Origin of the sequence: Desulfitibacter alkalitolerans DSM 16504 (assembly GCF_000620305.1) — a bacterium.
Taxonomy (GTDB): domain Bacteria; phylum Bacillota; class DSM-16504; order Desulfitibacterales; family Desulfitibacteraceae; genus Desulfitibacter; species Desulfitibacter alkalitolerans.
This window is the reverse complement of record NZ_KK211100.1, coordinates 815,477-832,806: the sequence shown is the minus strand read 5'-3', so window position 1 is coordinate 832,806 and position 17,330 is coordinate 815,477. Positions and strand designations below refer to the sequence as shown.

At 39.8% G+C, this 17,330-nt stretch carries 16 protein-coding genes; 15 read left to right on the top strand and 1 reads right to left on the bottom strand.

Going from position 1 to position 17,330, the window contains the following annotated elements; genetic code table 11:
• Nucleotides 1-144 precede the first annotated feature (144 nt).
• The 6 genes from K364_RS0109865 (at nucleotide 145) to K364_RS23515 (ending at nucleotide 7,168) form a co-directional block, all read left to right on the top strand.
• Nucleotides 145-1,620 (top strand): zf-HC2 domain-containing protein, encoded by a 1,476-nt coding sequence (locus K364_RS0109865; protein ID WP_028307892.1) that lies wholly within the window; start codon nucleotides 145-147, stop codon nucleotides 1,618-1,620.
• Nucleotides 1,592-2,065 carry a sigma factor-like helix-turn-helix DNA-binding protein gene (locus K364_RS0109860; protein WP_028307891.1) on the top strand — a complete coding sequence of 158 codons (474 nt, stop codon included), beginning with the start codon at nucleotides 1,592-1,594 and terminating at the stop codon, nucleotides 2,063-2,065. The genes K364_RS0109865 and K364_RS0109860 overlap by 29 nt, the downstream gene beginning before the upstream one ends.
• Before the next feature lie 150 nt (nucleotides 2,066-2,215).
• Nucleotides 2,216-2,974, top strand: a complete 759-nt coding sequence (locus K364_RS23520; RefSeq protein WP_051533940.1) for a DUF7847 domain-containing protein — start codon at nucleotides 2,216-2,218, stop codon at nucleotides 2,972-2,974.
• A gap of 378 nt (nucleotides 2,975-3,352) precedes the next feature.
• Complete coding sequence (locus tag K364_RS0109850) at nucleotides 3,353-4,600, top strand: stalk domain-containing protein (protein WP_028307890.1); 1,248 nt, start codon at nucleotides 3,353-3,355, stop codon at nucleotides 4,598-4,600.
• A gap of 422 nt (nucleotides 4,601-5,022) precedes the next feature.
• The gene (locus tag K364_RS0109845; protein ID WP_028307889.1) at nucleotides 5,023-6,048 is read left to right on the top strand and encodes a DUF7309 domain-containing protein; all 1,026 of its coding nucleotides are present in this window, start codon (nucleotides 5,023-5,025) and stop codon (nucleotides 6,046-6,048) included.
• A gap of 121 nt (nucleotides 6,049-6,169) precedes the next feature.
• A complete protein-coding gene (locus K364_RS23515; RefSeq protein ID WP_051533939.1) occupies nucleotides 6,170-7,168 on the top strand; it encodes a D-2-hydroxyacid dehydrogenase in 999 nt (332 codons plus the stop codon).
• A gap of 204 nt (nucleotides 7,169-7,372) precedes the next feature.
• Here K364_RS23515 and K364_RS0109835 read toward each other — a convergent pair whose 3' ends face one another.
• Nucleotides 7,373-8,614 carry an IS4 family transposase gene (locus K364_RS0109835; protein WP_028307888.1) on the bottom strand — a complete coding sequence of 414 codons (1,242 nt, stop codon included), beginning with the start codon at nucleotides 8,612-8,614 and terminating at the stop codon, nucleotides 7,373-7,375.
• Nucleotides 8,615-8,880: 266 nt separating this feature from the next.
• On the opposite strand from K364_RS0109835, the gene K364_RS0109825 reads away from it, so the two are divergent.
• From K364_RS0109825 to K364_RS0109785, 9 genes are all read left to right on the top strand, one after another.
• Complete coding sequence (locus K364_RS0109825) at nucleotides 8,881-10,062, top strand: anaerobic nitric oxide reductase flavorubredoxin (RefSeq protein ID WP_028307886.1); 1,182 nt, start codon at nucleotides 8,881-8,883, stop codon at nucleotides 10,060-10,062.
• Between the two features lie 269 nt (nucleotides 10,063-10,331).
• Nucleotides 10,332-11,084 carry a PIG-L deacetylase family protein gene (locus K364_RS0109820; RefSeq protein ID WP_207640842.1) on the top strand — a complete coding sequence of 251 codons (753 nt, stop codon included), beginning with the start codon at nucleotides 10,332-10,334 and terminating at the stop codon, nucleotides 11,082-11,084.
• Between the two features lie 35 nt (nucleotides 11,085-11,119).
• Complete coding sequence (locus K364_RS23510; RefSeq protein ID WP_051533938.1) at nucleotides 11,120-12,874, top strand: ABC transporter substrate-binding protein; 1,755 nt, start codon at nucleotides 11,120-11,122, stop codon at nucleotides 12,872-12,874.
• The gene (locus tag K364_RS0109810; RefSeq protein WP_051533937.1) at nucleotides 12,864-13,865 is read left to right on the top strand and encodes an ABC transporter permease; all 1,002 of its coding nucleotides are present in this window, start codon (nucleotides 12,864-12,866) and stop codon (nucleotides 13,863-13,865) included. The genes K364_RS23510 and K364_RS0109810 overlap by 11 nt, the downstream gene beginning before the upstream one ends.
• Nucleotides 13,852-14,694, top strand: coding sequence for an ABC transporter permease (locus K364_RS23505; RefSeq protein WP_051533936.1), 843 nt, complete (start codon nucleotides 13,852-13,854; stop codon nucleotides 14,692-14,694). The genes K364_RS0109810 and K364_RS23505 overlap by 14 nt, the downstream gene beginning before the upstream one ends.
• Nucleotides 14,695-14,698: 4 nt before the next feature.
• Nucleotides 14,699-15,478 carry an ABC transporter ATP-binding protein gene (locus K364_RS23500; protein WP_051533935.1) on the top strand — a complete coding sequence of 260 codons (780 nt, stop codon included), beginning with the start codon at nucleotides 14,699-14,701 and terminating at the stop codon, nucleotides 15,476-15,478.
• Nucleotides 15,471-16,283 (top strand): ABC transporter ATP-binding protein, encoded by an 813-nt coding sequence (locus tag K364_RS0109795; RefSeq protein WP_028307883.1) that lies wholly within the window; start codon nucleotides 15,471-15,473, stop codon nucleotides 16,281-16,283. The genes K364_RS23500 and K364_RS0109795 overlap by 8 nt, the downstream gene beginning before the upstream one ends.
• 299 nt (nucleotides 16,284-16,582) lie before the next feature.
• Nucleotides 16,583-16,804: a hypothetical protein gene (locus K364_RS0109790; protein WP_028307882.1), complete on the top strand. Its 222-nt coding sequence runs from the start codon at nucleotides 16,583-16,585 to the stop codon at nucleotides 16,802-16,804.
• Nucleotides 16,801-17,241 carry a type II toxin-antitoxin system VapC family toxin gene (locus K364_RS0109785; protein WP_028307881.1) on the top strand — a complete coding sequence of 147 codons (441 nt, stop codon included), beginning with the start codon at nucleotides 16,801-16,803 and terminating at the stop codon, nucleotides 17,239-17,241. The genes K364_RS0109790 and K364_RS0109785 overlap by 4 nt, the downstream gene beginning before the upstream one ends.
• Nucleotides 17,242-17,330: the final 89 nt, after the last annotated feature.

Genomic DNA, 17,330 nt, shown 5'->3' with positions numbered 1-17,330 from the left:
ACTTTACATAATTTAGTATAAAAAGGAAGCGTCTATAAAATATTTTGCCAGAAAAAAATTTTTATTTTTTTAAATTTAAGTGTAACATTTTGGCCATTTCTGGTACTAATTATATAGAACATGCAAAGAGAGGTGTGTTTCAAGGTGAAAAGCGAGTATGATGTTCAATGTGATTTAATTCAAGAACTTTTGCCCCTATATGCAGATGAAGAGTTAAGCAAACCAATTCAAGAAATGGTTCGGCAGCATTTAGAGGAATGCACCTTGTGCAGGCTGGAATTAGAAGAATATAAAGAACCGCTTTTTAAAGATATTGACTTGAAGGATTATCCAGGTGTAAAAATGAAGCCATTTATGCATCTTTTGTCTTCCTTTAAAAGTGTGGTCTGGCTGAGTCTCCTGGTAATTATTGTTGGCACAGGAAGCTTAACAATTGCTGCGTACAACCTTGGAAAAAGCGTATCATTACAAAATCCTATTTACAGCCGGGCTATAAAAGAAGATCTTTTTGTACAGGTCCACAAGACAAAAAAACTGGGTCCTTACGAAATAACATTATCCAGGATCCTCCTGGACAATACCCAAACAGTATTATTTTATAACACTAATCCAGCAATAAGTGATGACGATGGAATAATTATTACCGTCAGGGATTCAGGGAGCAGGATTTATGAATCCTCATCGGGATTTAGTTATGGCGGTAAGGAACATGTACTGAACTTACAACCAGTGGACTCAAATACCAAGGAACTTATTATAGAGTTTCAGCTTGAGGGAACGCCAGCGGCAGAGACCTTTAGTGTGCCGGTAGACCCAATTCCTGTTCTGGCAAGTACCAGCAAGTGGTGGCCTGGCATAACTAGAGAGTTTGGTCCTGTCAGGGTTGATCTAGAATCTGTGGTGTTAGGTCTTACAAAAAGCGAAGTAAACATAAGGACTTTATGGCCTTTAAATCAGCAGATACGGGGTATAGGTTTTGGTTTAATGCCTCCCCAGGGACCGGCTATAGGAGAAGATGGTCGGGTGCTAAGTGCTAGCGGAAGCTTTTTTAGAGTGGCAGGTGCTTTGCCAGATAACAGATATTATGCTTCTTTATTAGATACTACAAATAGAAGACAGATAGGATTAAACGCAATAGGCTTTCAGACAGATTCTGTTTCAGGTGGGGTCAATATTACCTTTGAATTTGATCCCATTCAAGAACCTACTTCTTACATGGTCTTTACCCTGCCCAATCTATACCTTTATGAAACAATTGATGGAGCCGATCTTGAGGTTACCATAGAAGATGGCCAGGAAAGGCTTATAAACCAAAACATAGGCAATGGGTCTCGAGAGGTTATTATTGAGAAGGTGGTAAAGGAAGGTCAGCGTCTGTTAATAGAATATACACTGCCCTGGGCAGAAGAGACCAGTTACCCAGAATATCTGCCGGAAATAGTTTTAAGAAGCCCTGAAGGATTTGAAAGGCAGGGCAGAATCATTTCTACAATGAATAATCATGGGGTAATAGAGGTTTACCCTGGGGATGAAAGCACTTTGACATTAGGACTCAAGAGTCTTGGGACAATGCTTCAAGGTGAGAGAGAATATGAGCTCCAGATACCAACAAGCTACTAATAATCAAGAGGTGTTGGATTTGAAACATGTAAGCTTTCCAACCAAATTGTATAACCTTGCATATCGAATTACAGGCAATACACTTATAGCTGAAAAAATTGCTTTGGAAGCTTTAGACAATTTAGCAAAGCAGGGGCTTTGCGCAGTGACTGATGAGGTATTTCAAGGTGCTGCAAGGGAGATAGTTGAATTGACACTCACCAGGTACCCCTATCATATTTCAGGTCATTCTGAAGGGAAAGATACATTTCCCCATCTTCAGGAAATTCTTAATGCGCTGCCAGTTAGAGAAAGGCTGACAGTAGTATTGCGTGATATCTGCGGCTTTTCAAGTGTCCAGGTAGCAGCTTTAATGGATACAAACAAAGAATCCATACAGCAGCTTCTTGCCAGCGCCCGCTGCAAAGTCTGCAAAACCAACCGGGGGGACGGTTCTTCTGGCTAATATGACAATATAACGGTTTTGATGGCCTATTTTGCCCTTATTTTTAGACATATTTTAAACACTCTACTTGTATCGTTGCCTTGATGTTTGCTATAGAAACATTGGTGTACTTGTGCTTCTTGCTATGACAAAAAGAAAGGATTTGATTAAATGCATTTAAATAAAGGTTTTTCCTTGACTCAAAAGTTTTTACCCCTGGTTTTTATAGCTGTATTACTTGATCTGCTGCAGTTAGGAGATATTATGCGGCGAGTGCAGGATTTTAGCATTCGCTTTACTGTTCCTACAGCTATACCCAGTCTGACCCAGATTCTTTCTGAGCCCCAGCAGGCTGCCGGGGGATTTAATATCAATATACCCTTTGGCTATCTGGGAGGTGCGGCCATATTCATGTTTATAATATTTTTGTTATTAAGTTCTTTCCTTAAAGGCGGTTTTTTAGGCAGTGTCCTTTCTGGCCTAAATGGAGAAAGTTTTAATATGGATACTTTTATAAGGTATGGCAAAGATTTTTTTGGCCGTTTTCTGCTGCAGTTTTTAATTATATTCCTTGCCATGTTCGTTTTGATACCATTTGCTTTTATTTTGGGGCCCTTAGCTCTACTATTTCTATTGGTTTTTCTAGTATTATTTTTCATGCTCTTATTCTGGGACTATGTTATCGTAGTTGAAAATACTGATGTAATACAAGGCGCGAAAAAATCCTGGAATCTTGTAAGTAATAACATTGGAACGGTTTTTGGTTTTATACTGCCAGTTGTAGTTGTTGCTGCCATTTTTAGCATTTTGGCTAATTTTATGGTTGGAGCAGCACCAATTCTAGCTGTCATGGCCAGTATAGGATATGCTTATTTCGGTACCGTAGTAATCTTTGCCATGATGTCTTTCTATCATGAGATATCTAAATAAATTGGAACTTTTACATGTTAAAGGTGGTCTATTGAAGTTGAGTCCAATATTGTTTCAATAAAAGCAGCAAATACACGTATCCTTGGAGTGCTTGATGATGGACGTATTGTGTTCTGGTATGATCTTAATCCCAGTGAAAGGGGCATAGGCATTACAAATTAATCCTGGTTTTAAGAACTCCCTTTTTATAATTCCTGGGTTTAGTGGAGGTGCTGGGTTTGGGTGATATTTATTATAGTTACGGGCTTTCTTTTAGGCCTACTTTTATATTACTGGCACTTTAACAATAATCCTATAATTACTAGAGATTTTCTTTGTCGTGACTGCAGGCTGCTATGGAACAAGGAGGATATGATATTTTGAAGGGGGAGAGAGAACATGAAGCGTTTATTAATTGTACTCTTTTTATGTATTGCACTATTATGGTGCTTGCCACAGCAAGTACTGGCCCAGGAAGATAGGATTTCTGTAATGGTTGACGGCCTTTCAGTGAATTTTGACGTGAAACCAATAATTGAGCAGGGGCGCACCCTGGTGCCCTTTCGTGCACTTGCAGAAGCATTAAATGTAAGGGTGGATTGGGATGGGAATACACAAACTATTAAGGCTGGAGATAAACAAACTAACATTCAACTGCAAATCGGCAGTAGTATAGCCTATATCAATGAAATACCTGTACCGTTAGATGTCCCTCCTAAAATTATAAATGGGAGGACACTTATACCACTGCGTTTTTTTAGCGAGGCTTTTAACTGCAGTGTAGAATGGATTGGTGCCACAAATGAAGTGAATATTATATCGGCACCTAAAGAAATGACAGTAATAGGCTTTTATGCTCTAGGGGACAGCAGAACCAGCAGCTGGACTAATCTCTTTGGAGTACCATATCCAGAGACTGCAAGGGGCAATACTGATGTAGTTGATGAATTAGCTCTTGGTTGGTACAGCATGGATGGTGAAGGCAACCTGCTGCTTAACAGCGGGACTGGCTGGCAAAGGCCTCCTGGATGGGAAGTTGTTCTGGAAACTGCCTACAAGTATAATTTCTCAACAGAAATGGTTATACATCTTACCAATGGAACTGGGGCTATTTCGTCCTTAATAGCAAGTGATGACGCAGTGGAAGCTGCTGTAGACAATATTATCAAAGAAGCAGCTATGTATGATGGAGTTAATCTTAATTTTGAAGGACTTGGTCTTTCAGAAAGGGGAGAGGCCTTGTTGGCTGTGCAGGAGAGGTTTACAAGGTTTGTCCAGCTTCTTTATTCAGGATTAAATCCCTACAATAAGACATTGACCTTAACAATTCATCCTCCTAACAGTGCATATAGGGGATACGATTACAGGGCTTTAGGGGAGGCAGCTGACAGGATTATCATTATGGCTTATGACTATGGCCCAAAGCCTGAGCCGATAAATCAAGTAATGCGGGCAGTTGAAATGGCTGCGGCCAATGTTCCAACTGAAAAATTAGTGCTGGGAATTTCAGCCCCCTATGAAACAGCAGAGAGTATAGTACCAAAAATAGGTATTGCTAAAAGATATAATTTGCAGGGTATTGCCCTGTGGAGGTTGGGCCTTGTCCCTGCAGATATGTGGGAAGTCATAAGGGCACATACTAAATAGCAAGAGATATATTTCTTTGAACACTACCAGGTTTTAAACTAAAGCAGCCAATTAATTAGATATGGGTTAGATAAAAAGCTTGATATCAAAACAAAATTGGGAAGGAAGGTGAGCGGGAGTTATGATCATAACCTTTTCAATGAAGCAATATGAGTTTTTGCTATGAGATTTGCAGTTATTTGACCTGCCGTAATCTGCACACATATCCTTGTCGTGTGCAGATTATTTATTATATACTGTACATGAATGTACATATAGAACTAAACCTCAATGAATACTGCCTGTATTATCATCAAGTGTGCTAGACCTGGGTTATCCAGGATCAGCAAGGATCCAGCTTACTTGATGAAAGGGTAACCAAGAAAAGAAATTAGGAAAAATGCAGCAGGGAAGAACCTAAAAATAAAAGGAGTGGTCTATACATGCGAAATAATGACAAACCAACAGATGCACAATTAAAAGAGCTTTATCAAGCAGCCTTAGAATTTAAAAATGCGCAACCCTGGAAATGGCTTTATGATGTTGACTTAATTTGTGTTGAAAACCCAAGGGACAAGACCATGGGATATTGTTCCGTGATGGGTAGAGGTGGTGAGCACTATGCACTTGGAGTATATCTTGGAGATGAAGGTATTTTTGGGTTTTGTAATCTGATGGAAAACGCTGATATAATTCCCCAGCATGAAGCACTCCATCTTCAGAACTGTATAATGTGCTCTTTTGAAGACAGAGATATGTTAGCCAGTGCTGATAGAAAACAAATCAAGGCACTGGGGTTATCATTTCGGGGCAGAAATGCCTGGCCCATTTTTCGCCGGTATGAACCGGGATATCATCCCTGGTTTATAAATCAGGAGGAATGCATTTTTCTGACCCATGCCCTTAGACAAACACTCTTTGTTGCAGCTAATGTAATTTCCGGTCAGCTTAAAATGGATATGGAACGAAGGAAAACAATTTTAAGGTATAGTAAAGAGGAGAACGGGAAACTCCAATGGTATAGTAAAGAGATATCACTGCCATATCCAACAGTTTCATATAAACCGGTAAAAATCAATGACAATATAGTTATCCAAAAAATAAAAAAAGCAGGAAGTATGGGTAATATACAGCTGCAGATTGATACCTGTTATGTGACCTCTCCTGTGCGGGAAAGTAAGGATGAACGTCCGTATTTTCCCAGGGTTTTAATTATTGCAGAGCAAAAGTCCAGACAGGTTGTGGGTTTTGAAATGTACCAAAGCATTACTGATGATGCCAGGGTTACGCTCAATAAGCTGATGAGGATGTGTTTAGAAAGAGGCACTCCCAAAGAAATACAGGTAAGAAGTGAGGCAATGATTGCCATACTAGATGACTTTTGTAAAAAAACCGGTATTAAATTAAAAATGGTTAAACGCCTTACAATTATAGAACATTTAATGGAGGAAATGGCATATAGATTCTAGAGGTATTTAAACAATCTCTGGTAAAAATGTGAAATTATTATGAGGATTTATGTATATAGAAGGAAAAGCTTAAAAAGAATAGAAGCAATATATAATATTAAAATGCTAAATAATGGGAGTGTTGCCTATCAAGCTGCTGATTAATTTAAATCATAAATATGACTTCTGGAAAATAAAAGAGCACCATATCAAGAAGATTAGAGAAGCTCTGCCCAATGTTGAAGTGGAGGTTTACAACAGTAAAAGTGATGATATATATGAACAACTGCCCCAAACAGACATATATTTTGGGTGGGCCTTTCCAGTAAAATGGCTGGAGGCAGCAAAAAACCTTAAATGGATTGCAACCCCTTCAGCTGGTGCTGATTACATTGCTGCCCCTGAAATTGAGGCTTCTGGAGTGCTTTTTACCACTTCTTCCGGCTATCATGGCTACCCCATGGCCCAGCATGCCCTAGGATTTATCCTGGCATTCTCCAGGGGAATAATATACTCATCCCGGGTGCAGACTGTTAAACAGAATTACAGATCAGATGCTGCCAGAGAGTCTTTTGATATCAGGGGATGCAGCATGGCAATCATAGGCTGCGGCTCAATAGGCACTATCCTGGCCCAGATGGCAGGATGCTTTGATGTTAATGTCTACGGCATAAGACGCACCTTGCCTGGAAAGATGCTCCAGGATAATATTAAATGGATAACTCCAGACAGTCTTCATGATATCCTGCCAGATTGCAAAATAGCAGTAAATCTCTTGCCAAGCTCCCAAACAACTGCTAATTATTTTGACCGGGAACTGTTTGGGAAAATGAAGCCGGGTACAGTGTTTATTAACCTTGGTCGGGGGTCAACAGTTGATGAAGATGCCCTGCTCTGGGCGTTAGATGAAGGCATAATCTCCTGGTGCGGTTTAGATGTTCTTGCCCAGGAACCTGCTCCCATAGATCATCCACTAAAAAGCCATCCCAGGGTTGTGGTAACTCCTCACTCGGCAGCCTTTACAGACCAGTTTATGGACGCTGCTGTGGACTTTTTTATTGAACAATGTAAAAATTACATGGCAGGTGGGAATATTAAAAATATTGTCTATCATGCAGCACATGACAGAATTAAAAATTAAATCTAAAAGTTATAAAGGATTTTTACTTTAAAGCAGTAGTGTTGCATAAAAATTTTCTAACATTGTCAAACCCAGAAAATAGCAATAATTAACTATGGATAATTAAGCTAAATATGTTTAAATTTAACAATTAAATTTCCTGATCAAATTGCCAAAAAGGCGAAGTAAGGGGTAGTCCTTATCCACATTTTGACAGTATGCGCTTTACAGTAGTACTGGGTCATAAGTAAGATCATCTAAATGATCTGATTCGCCTGCTATCACCTGCCTTAGAGTCATTTTGTAAGTTAGTTCGTGGTCAATTTTTCGTCGCCCCTTCGAGGTCCGCTTAGGTTTTCGATGAAGCTTGCGAATAAATGTACTAAATGCTTCTAATAAGCAAGTGATTAGCATTCTTTTAAAATTTAGCATTAAACCCTGATAGCCAGTTTTTAATTTAAGCAGCATCAGCAAGCAATGTGTTATTAGTGCTATTAGTATCTGGTTTTCCACTGCCTGGGGACTTTGCCCATAAAAGTGCTTAATGCAAAACTGCTGTTTGAGCCATTTGAAAAATACTTCTATTTGCCAGCGATAGAGGTAAATACTACTTAACTCATCTACAGATAGTTCTAGCTTATTCGTTATGATAATTATCTTATTGCCTTTACTGTCTTGTGTCTCTATAAGCTGTAGGGGATGCTCCATTTTTGTAGAGCCATCTTTACCAAGGCGTACTAGCTGATGTTTTGTTATGTTACCAGAGGTTGGATAATCTTCTATTACTTCTACTATTGCATTGCTTTTTAAGCGACTGACGAAGTAAATACCCTCTTTACAGTATGCATCAAATTTCTCATAATCAACATACGCCCTGTCAAAAACATAGATGGTTCCTTGTTCATAGATTATCATATCATCCATCATGTTTTTATCTGCAGGCTTTGCTGGTGTAACTATTGCTTTTTCTGGTATAACCACACCATTGCAGAATTCAAGTAGTAAATGAAGCTTTATCCCTGCTTTAGTTTCTCTGAATTTAGCCCATCTAAACTGGGATAAACATAAGCTTATGGTTCTAGAATCAAGTATTAGCAACCGTCCCATTTCTTGACGTATTCTATCATGACCAAGTTCTTTACCAAGTTGCGTAGTGATATTTTTGAATAAATAAGCTACTACCTCTACTGGTAGATCTCTTAATCTACGAGATATTTGTGAAGGACTAAAGGATTCACAATCAAAAGCTTCGCAAAATTCATCATTATTAAAGTCATTGCTAATATCTCTTAAACTGGCTCTTTGATTAATCTGAGAATTGGCTAGTAGTTCAATGAATTCTAATGTGTTAAACTTCTTGAAATACTTATCGGCTTCCATGTCTGATAAAAAACTTAAAAAATTTTCGTTAATTATTGGTTTAAACAGTTGAAAAAAAGTGGATTTATTGATATCCTTGCCTTGCATGATTTACTCCTTTATATTAAAGATTTGGCAAGGACTACCTTTATAAAGGATTTTTTAATGCAAATACAGCAAAATATCTATTTTATCTTCTTAATTCGCAGCATTTCTTTGATTATCAAAATTTATTATAACTTGACAAATTCTAAATGTTTTTTTGCAACGTTACTGACTTTAAAGGTTAAAATTAAAAAAGGTTAAAATTAAAATAATCATACGCAAACTGACTTTCTAGTCAGATAAAAAAAGAAGTTTAAGGAGGGTTTTATATTAACATGAAAATAACTGATAGTGTTACCTGGGTAGGCAAGGTTGATTGGGAACTGAGGCATTTCCATGGGTATGAATTATCCACGCACAGGGGCTCCACCTATAACTCTTATCTAATTAGGGATAAGAAAAATGTCCTGATTGATACTGCCTGGACACCCTTTGCCCATGAGTATGTGGACAGCCTGGAAAAGGTAATAGACTTAAAAGATATTGACTTTATAGTTGCCAACCATTCAGAGGTAGACCACAGTGGCGCCCTTGCAGCATTGATGAAAAGGATACCTGACACACCAATTTATTGCTCTAAAAACGGTGCTAAAATGCTTAAGGCACAGATGCACAAGGACTGGAACTTCGAGATTGTAAAGACAGGTGATAAGGTTAATCTAGGTGATAAAGAGCTAATTTTCATTGAGGCTCCTATGCTCCACTGGCCAGACAGCATGTTCTGCTATCTAACAGGGGATAATATCCTCTTTAGCAACGATGCCTTTGGTCAGCATTATGCAACAGAGGTTCTCTTTAACGATCTGGTTGATCAGTGTGAGCTTATAGCAGAAGCTATGAAATATTATGCAAACATTTTAACACCCTTTAGCAAATTTGTTCCCAAGAAAATAGAAGAGTTTGTAGAGCTAAATGTCCCCCTTGATATAATTTGTCCAAGTCATGGGGTTATCTGGCGGGACAACCCCATGCAGATAGTTGAGCTTTATGCCAAATGGGCAGATAACTATCAAGAGAATCAGGTTACTGTTATCTATGATACCATGTGGAATTCAACAAAGAAAATGGCGGAAGCAATTGTCCAGGGTCTTAAACGTACTGATTCAACATTGAAAATAAAGCTGTTCCATGCGGCCAAATCTGACAAGAATGATATAATCACAGAAATTTTTAAATCCAAGGGAATCCTTGTGGGATCATCAACAGTGAACAGGACTATTCTTTCTCACATTGCAGGACTGCTGGAAGAGGTAAAGGGATTAGGGTTTAAGGGCAAGAAAGCTGCTGCCTTTGGGTCATATGGCTGGAGCGGTGAATCTGTGGATATTCTAACCCAGAGACTAAAAGATGCAGGCTTTGATGTGGTAAATGACGGCCTAAAAGCATACTGGAATCCTGACGGGGAAATGGTGGCCAGGTGTGAAGAATTTGGAGAAAGCTTTCTCAAATAAAGACAAGGGGACGGTTCCTTTGTCTTGTTACAGAAAATTTTTCGGTACACCAGAAGGAATACTTGGAGCCATGGCGAATAAATAATAAGTAAAGATAGCCATGAAGGTTATCATGAGGTAAGTGTTTATAAGAGATTAAGTAACGGATATTTAGGTAATGTATAAGGCAATAAATTTATATAGGTCAAGAAGGCCTACTTTTTCCAGCAGGGAGAGGTAGGCTTTTATATTTTTAAAATTAAATTATTATCTAAGGGAGATGAAGTATCTTGGAAAACAAAGGCTTAAGAATGCTGCTGCTGGGTGTTTACGGTATGGAGGTTGTGGAGTGTGGGGGAGCCCTTGCAAAAAATGTTTTACAGGGAGGCAAATCCTTTGCGTCAATTATGCTGTCAAGGGAAGAAACCAGGCCCCAGATCATGGAAGCTGCAAATGTACTTGGTGTAGAAATGAGCTTTACCCAGTTTAAAGCAGGTGAGGTGGAGGTTACTCCAGAGGCTAAAAAGAAATTAATAAGGGTTATTAGAGAAATCAGGCCTGACATAATAATAACCCAGGATCCCGAGCATTCCTACCATGACCTGGACCCTGATAGAAGGTTGGCCATGCTCTTGATACTAGAAAGCATAGCATTGGCCGCAAGGGATTATGCTCTAGAGGAAATGCCAGGTCTCTCCAGCCATCCAATCCCAACAATATATTATATGACTCCAGAGCACCCCACATGTATTATAGATGTGGCTGATGTCTGGGATAAAAAGGAAGCAGCCATGGATAAGCTGACCAGCCAGATGGAGTTTAGTGGTATGCACTACGAGAGGTATTTTGGAAGTAAAACAATGAGTGCCATTATACCAAACTGGGCAGATATTACCAATAATTATGATAAGGGCAGAGAAGCCCACAGGCATATAGATAAGGCCCTGCATCTGTATCATGGTGCGTGCAGTCATGGCAGATATGCCCTGGCTGAAGCATATCGCAGGGAGGGGAAATATCACTTAGATAACCTGATAGTATAATAAAGCAAGAAATTATTTGAGATAGGGTGATAGGAGTGAAAAAACTTTTAAGTTTGATTATGATGGTCTTAATTATGGTGACTATGATTGTATTTACTGGCATTTCCCTGGCCCAGTCGGAAGCTGAAAGGGAAAACCTGACCATAGCAATTCACACTGATGAAAATACTTTGACACCTTTTACATATGTAAGGGGATATCCGGGCATTGAAGTAATGAGATTAATTTATGACAGCTTATTTGCAATGGATAAGGATAATGAACCAATTCCCTGGATGGCAAAGGAATATGACGTGGATTCTGAATTTAAAGTGTTTTCAATGACATTGCATGATAACCTGCAATGGCATGATGGAGTAAAGGTAACCTCAGAGGACGTTCAATTTGCCTTTACCTATGCCCTGGACCAGAACAGCTCTAGGTGGAAAAGAATTGCCAGTCAAATTGAACAAATAAATATTAAAGATGAGTTAAGCTTTGAAATAGTACTAAAGGAAGCCAGTCCAAACTTTATAGTACAGGCATTAGCCGATTTCCCAATCTATCCAAAGCATATTTATCAGGACATTGCCAAAGCTGAAGAGGCTCAGGTAACAATTGGAAGTGGACCCTACCAGCTTGTAGAATACAAGCCCGGACAGTATTATAGATTTACAAGGGTTGATGATTATTTCATGGGCACGCCGAGGGTTAAAAATATTGTCATGCCCATTATGAAGGATACAGGTTCCATTTTCCAGGCATTACGAGCCGGCCAAATTGATGCAACTACAGCCCATCTAGCTCCAGAGCTGATTTCTGGTTTCAGTAATGACAGCAAGATAAAAATTAAAAGTGGCCCAGGCTTAACTACTACCCTTTTACAGTTAAATAATGAGGTTTACCCCTTTAATGTTAAGGAGTTTAGACAGGCAGTTGCTCATGCAATAGATACAGAAGATCTGGTGCAGACAGTTCTTCTGGGATACGGTGACAGGGGAAGCCTGGGGTTTTTCCACCCTGGTCTGTCCTACGGAATGAAAGAGCTTGTATTTGACAGGGACATTTCCAGAAGTAATGAGCTTTTAGATAGCCTTGGCTTTACTGAGAAAAATCAGCAGGGCATTCGTTTAGACAAGGATGGAAGGGCCCTGGAATTTGAACTTTTAGTGGGGGCTAATAATCCTATTAGAATCAGAACCGCTGAGGTAATAGCCGAGCAGCTAAAGGAAGTGGGAATAGGAGTTAAGCTTGTTTCCCTGGAAGCTAATACCCTGGATGATCTAGTGTGGCCAGGCTTTGATGTTACCCAGGGCAGAAACTACCAGATGGCAATGTGGGGCTGGTCAGCACCAACCCAGATGAGACCTGATGCCCTGGTTGAGCTGTTTGCTTCCGATACAGGTCTTGGAACTCTAAATATAGGAGCGTATAAAAGCAGTAGTTTTGATGAGTTGGTTCGAGAGCTCCAAAACACCCTTAACCCAGAGTCTAGACTGGAGATTATTAAAAAGATGCAGCTGGCAGCAGCTGATGAGGTGCCCTTTGTAACCTTATATTATCCCCAGGTAGCAGCTGCCTATAACAAGGATGCCTATGACGGATATGTAATGCAAAAGGGTGTGGGGATTATAAACAAGTTTTCTTTTCTGCCAGGTGACGGGTTACAGGATGGCAGTCAGGCAGCAGATAATGAAACTGGAGCTGCAAAAGAAGGCAAGCAAGGCACCCCCTGGTACTGGGCTGTAATAATTGTGGTTTTGTTGATCATAGGAGCGAAGGGATTAAAGCTAAAGAAAAATGCAAACTAGATTTATATTACAAAGGCTTAGAAGTAGAAAGTTAATACAGTATCTCATTCTAATTATCCTAATTGTAACCATGAATTTCCTTCTTCCTAGACTTTTGCCGGGAAACCCTCTAGCTTTCCTGGTGGGAGAGGAGGCCTGGTCGCTAACATCTGCAGAAAAAGAAGCAGTCCTGGAAAAGTACCATTTAAATAAACCATTACTAGTCCAGTATTTATACTACCTAAAAGACCTTGTAACCTTTAACTGGGGAGATTCCTACACGAAAAAGCAGCCCATAACCCAGGTTTTATGGGCTGCTGTACCCTGGACCCTGCTGCTGGCTTTTAGCAATTTATTAATAGCTTCAGTATTGGGATCATTTTTAGGGGCAATGGCAGCCTTAAAGAGAAAGAGCAGGCTGGATGTTAATCTGCTTCTTGTAGTTTCATTCATTAGTTCAGCACCTTCCTTTTGGATAGGCATGATTCTTATATCTGTTTTTGCGGTAAAGCTGGATTTATTTCCCATTTACGGTGCTTATTCTCTTTGGACTGACTACACAGGCCTTGCCAGGGTCTATGATATTTTGTGGCACTTATTTTTACCCCTGGCAACGTTGGTTATCCTATCATTATCAGGCTTCTTTTTAACAATGCGTTATTCCCTTTTAGAGGTTCTGGGTGAGGACTTTGTGTTAATGGCACGGGCCAAGGGCCTGTCAGATAAAATAATCAAGTACCGTTATATTATGAGAAATGCCCTGCTGCCTGTTTTTACAATTTTCATGATGGATCTGGGATATATTTTTAGTGGTGCAATTGTAGTGGAAACAGTCTTTTCCTATCCGGGTATAGGCCGTATAATGTATGAAGCAGTAATTGCCAGGGATTATCCCCTGCTCCAGTATAGTTTCTTACTTATATCATTAATGGTTATACTGGCCAACTATATTGCTGATTTGATTTATCCAATTATAGACCCCAGGGTGGTGAAAGAAAATGCAGCTTCTTGATAAAAATACCTGGGGAACTGAGAAAAAATTGTTCGTGACAGGAGTCATTATCCTTTCCTTTTTTGCAGTTGTGGCATTACTTGCGCCCATAATAGCTCCCCACGATCCCTATGAGAGGGTAGGCATACCCTTCAGTTCACCAGGTGGAAATCATCTCCTTGGCACCAATGATCTAGGTCAGGATATTTTCAGCGAGCTGGTTTTTGGGAGCAGGGTATCTATTACACTTGGCATACTCACTGCAGCTATAGCTGTAAGCATTGGCTGCATTGTGGGAATTCTAGCAGGATACTTCAGGGGAAAAGGGGAAGAGCTCCTCATGAGGTTTACTGACTTGATTCTAGTTATCCCCTTTTTGCCCCTGATTATAGTAGTGGCAGCATACCTTGGTGCAGGGTTTTTTAACTTAATCATTGTCATGGGGCTAGTAACATGGCCTGCTACAGCAAGGGTCATAAGGTCCCAGGTTATAAAAGTTAGTCAAAAGGAATACATTATAGCCCTGCAGGCCCTGGGCGCCAGCACCCCATATATTTTAAGAAAACATATTATCTGGGAGATACTGCCCTTTTTAGTATACCGCTTTATGCTGACGGCCAGCTACGCTATACTTATTGAAGCGTCATTAAGCTTTCTGGGACTGGGTACACCATTAAGTAAAAGCTGGGGAACCATTTTGTATTATGCCCAGGTTAGAAATGCAATTCTCACTGATGCATGGCTGTGGTGGATTATTCCTCCAGGCTTGTGTATTGCCCTTTTATCTGTAAGTTTTCTGCTTCTAGGTTTTTATGTGGAAGCACGTATTAATCCCCGGTTAGGGAGGTAGCAATATGCTAAGAATAAAAAACTTAAGGGTCTGGTATACATCTCGAAATAAATCTCAAAAAGAAAATACTCTAGCTGTTGACAATGTGTCTTTGGAAATTTCCAGGGGTGAAACCCTGGGACTGGTTGGTAAATCAGGCAGTGGCAAAAGCACCATTGCCTGGGCAGCAATGGGGATGATGGATCATATAGGTGGAGAGTGTACAGGAGAAATCTACTTGCATGGGGATAGTTTATTAAACCAGCCTAATGCATATAGGAGTATTTTATGGAAGAAGATTGCCATGGTGCCCCAGGCAGCCATGAATTCCTTTAATCCTGTAATGAAGATCGGATGCAGCATCAAGGAGGTTCTAAAGCACCATTGTCCAGATTTAAGCAGTGAAGAAAGACACATTAGGTGCAGGGAGCTCATGGAGCTTACCCAGCTTCCAGACGAGGTTCTTTTATACTACCCACACCAGATGAGTGGGGGAATGAAGCAAAGGGCAGCACTAGCCAAGGCCCTTGCATGTAAGCCGGAACTCTTAATCCTGGATGAAGCAACTACTGGTCTTGATGTTTTGACAGAGGCCAATCTCCTCAAGGTTGTAAGAAGGCTTCAAAGAGAAGAAAATATGTCCATGATGTTCATCAGTCATGACGTGAGGCTTGTCAGATCTCTTTGTGACAGAAAAATAGTTTTGAAGGATGGCAAAGCAGTCCAGGATACAGATGGGTATTTTAAAGAATTAATTGATAATTCATATTGGATACTTCCCAAGGGTGAGACAGCATATGCTTAAAGAAGCCAGCCCTGTTCTAAGGGTGATAAATGCAGAAAAACAGTTTTTCAAGCCGGGAACTGGAAACAAAGAAATTATTAAAGCTGTGGGCAATGTGAGCTTTGAAGTTAACCCTGGTAAAGTTTTTGGGCTAATTGGGGCAAGCGGCAGTGGGAAAACCACTACCTTGAAAATCATTTTTGCCATTGAAAGGGCCGATAAGGGACAGGTCCTCTTAGAAAACAAGGAACTAACAGGAGGTACAGCCTGGCAGCGGCGTAGGCTGTTAAAAAAAATGGGATTGGTGCTGCAGGATCCATATAATTCCCTATGCCCTCGCTACAGGGTCAATGAGATACTAGCTGAGCCCCTTATTATTCACGGCCAGGTATGGTCAGCCAGCCAGGCTGAGAGCCAGGTGCGTGAGATGCTGGACAGGCTTGAGCTCCCCTTAAAATATTATAATAGATTTCCCCATGAATTAAGCGGAGGGGAAAGGCAGAGGATTGCCCTGGGACGAGCTTTAATGTTAAAGCCTGTTTTTCTTGGCCTTGATGAACCAACATCAATGCTGGATGCATCAACAAAAAAAGGGATAGTGGACCTGGTAAAGGGCCTTGCTGTTGATATGAATCTGGCAGTGCTCCTGGTTACCCACGACCTTGCCATGGCAGCTCACATCTGTGACTATATTGGAGTAATGAAGGATGGGGAAATAATTGAGGAAGGCAATTGTATAGATATAACTCACAACCCCAAATCTGACTATACAAAGCAGCTTTTACTGGCAGCAACAGACCTGGAAAGCTTCTGGAGAGAAGGCTAATTAGGCACAGGGCATTATTTTTTTGCACTAACAGACATCCATGCCGCTTCGCGGCACCACTGATGGAAGAAAATTTTATTTTCAGGGCAGAAAGTATAAGTTCCACAAGATAGATAGTGGTCGACTAAAACGCCGCGTCTAAGCTGCATAGCCGACATTAGAACGTCCTGTTCGTCATTCACTAGACTAAGGCTTGCGCTGACGTCAAAAGGCTTGGCGCAAGCTAAGTTTTCTTTATTAAAGGAAAATGGGCTAAAATATGATACAATAGAGTAAAATAATTGCAGGAGGTTATAATAATGCAATTAAAGGATAAAATTATAAACGATATTAATAAGTTAGATCCACGTGTTCTGCCTATGTTATATGATTATATCAAGCTATTGCGGAATACTAATACAGAGAAAAAAGTGGGGAGACAGGCAGAAGTAATTTCACATAAGGATATACAAAAACTTCTTGCTAGATCTAAAGTTAACTGGGCTGATGACTTGTCACTTGAAAGAGAAGATAGAGTATGAAATCGTTCTTTTTTGATACCTCAGCACTATTCAAAATATATCACATAGAGTTAGGTACTGAAATAGTAGAACCAATATATGAAAATAGGAATAATACCATTTATATATCTAACTTATCAAGAATAGAGTTTGTTTCAGCCCTCTGCAAGAGATTAAGAACAGAAGAAATATCTATTGATGTTTTTGATTTAGCGTATGAGAAATTCGATTACGACTGTAAAAACAGATTTGAGATCACTAGTTTTTATGGTGCATTAATTGACGAAGCGGAAGGTTTGCTAAAAAAATATGGAAGGATTAAGGAATTAAGAACCCTTGATGCAATTCAATTGGCTACATTTAAGGATAACATGGACGAAAATTGTTTGTTTGTATGTGCCGACAAAAAATTGAACAGACTTGCCAAAGAAATAGGTTTAAAGACTTTAGATTTCTAATTGTGATTGGTGTCAGATTTACGTAATACTTTTGCTGTCATATTTAAGAAATATTTATAAAAAACGGCAGGGGTTTTGACAGTTTATTC

What these genes read in the sequence shown, in the direction of transcription:
- K364_RS0109785 (WP_028307881.1), top strand. Translation starts at nt 16,801, where the DNA reads ATGAAATCGTTCTTTTTTGATACCTCAGCACTATTCAAAATATATCAC.
- K364_RS0109845 (WP_028307889.1), top strand. Translation starts at nt 5,023, where the DNA reads ATGCGAAATAATGACAAACCAACAGATGCACAATTAAAAGAGCTTTAT.
- K364_RS23520 (WP_051533940.1), top strand. Translation starts at nt 2,216, where the DNA reads ATGCATTTAAATAAAGGTTTTTCCTTGACTCAAAAGTTTTTACCCCTG.
- K364_RS0109810 (WP_051533937.1), top strand. Translation starts at nt 12,864, where the DNA reads ATGCAAACTAGATTTATATTACAAAGGCTTAGAAGTAGAAAGTTAATA.
- K364_RS0109860 (WP_028307891.1), top strand. Translation starts at nt 1,592, where the DNA reads ATGAGCTCCAGATACCAACAAGCTACTAATAATCAAGAGGTGTTGGAT.
- K364_RS23500 (WP_051533935.1), top strand. Translation starts at nt 14,699, where the DNA reads ATGCTAAGAATAAAAAACTTAAGGGTCTGGTATACATCTCGAAATAAA.
- K364_RS0109795 (WP_028307883.1), top strand. Translation starts at nt 15,471, where the DNA reads ATGCTTAAAGAAGCCAGCCCTGTTCTAAGGGTGATAAATGCAGAAAAA.
- K364_RS23505 (WP_051533936.1), top strand. Translation starts at nt 13,852, where the DNA reads ATGCAGCTTCTTGATAAAAATACCTGGGGAACTGAGAAAAAATTGTTC.
- K364_RS0109790 (WP_028307882.1), top strand. Translation starts at nt 16,583, where the DNA reads ATGCAATTAAAGGATAAAATTATAAACGATATTAATAAGTTAGATCCA.
- K364_RS0109850 (WP_028307890.1), top strand. Translation starts at nt 3,353, where the DNA reads ATGAAGCGTTTATTAATTGTACTCTTTTTATGTATTGCACTATTATGG.
- K364_RS0109835 (WP_028307888.1), bottom strand. Translation starts at nt 8,614, where the DNA reads ATGCAAGGCAAGGATATCAATAAATCCACTTTTTTTCAACTGTTTAAA.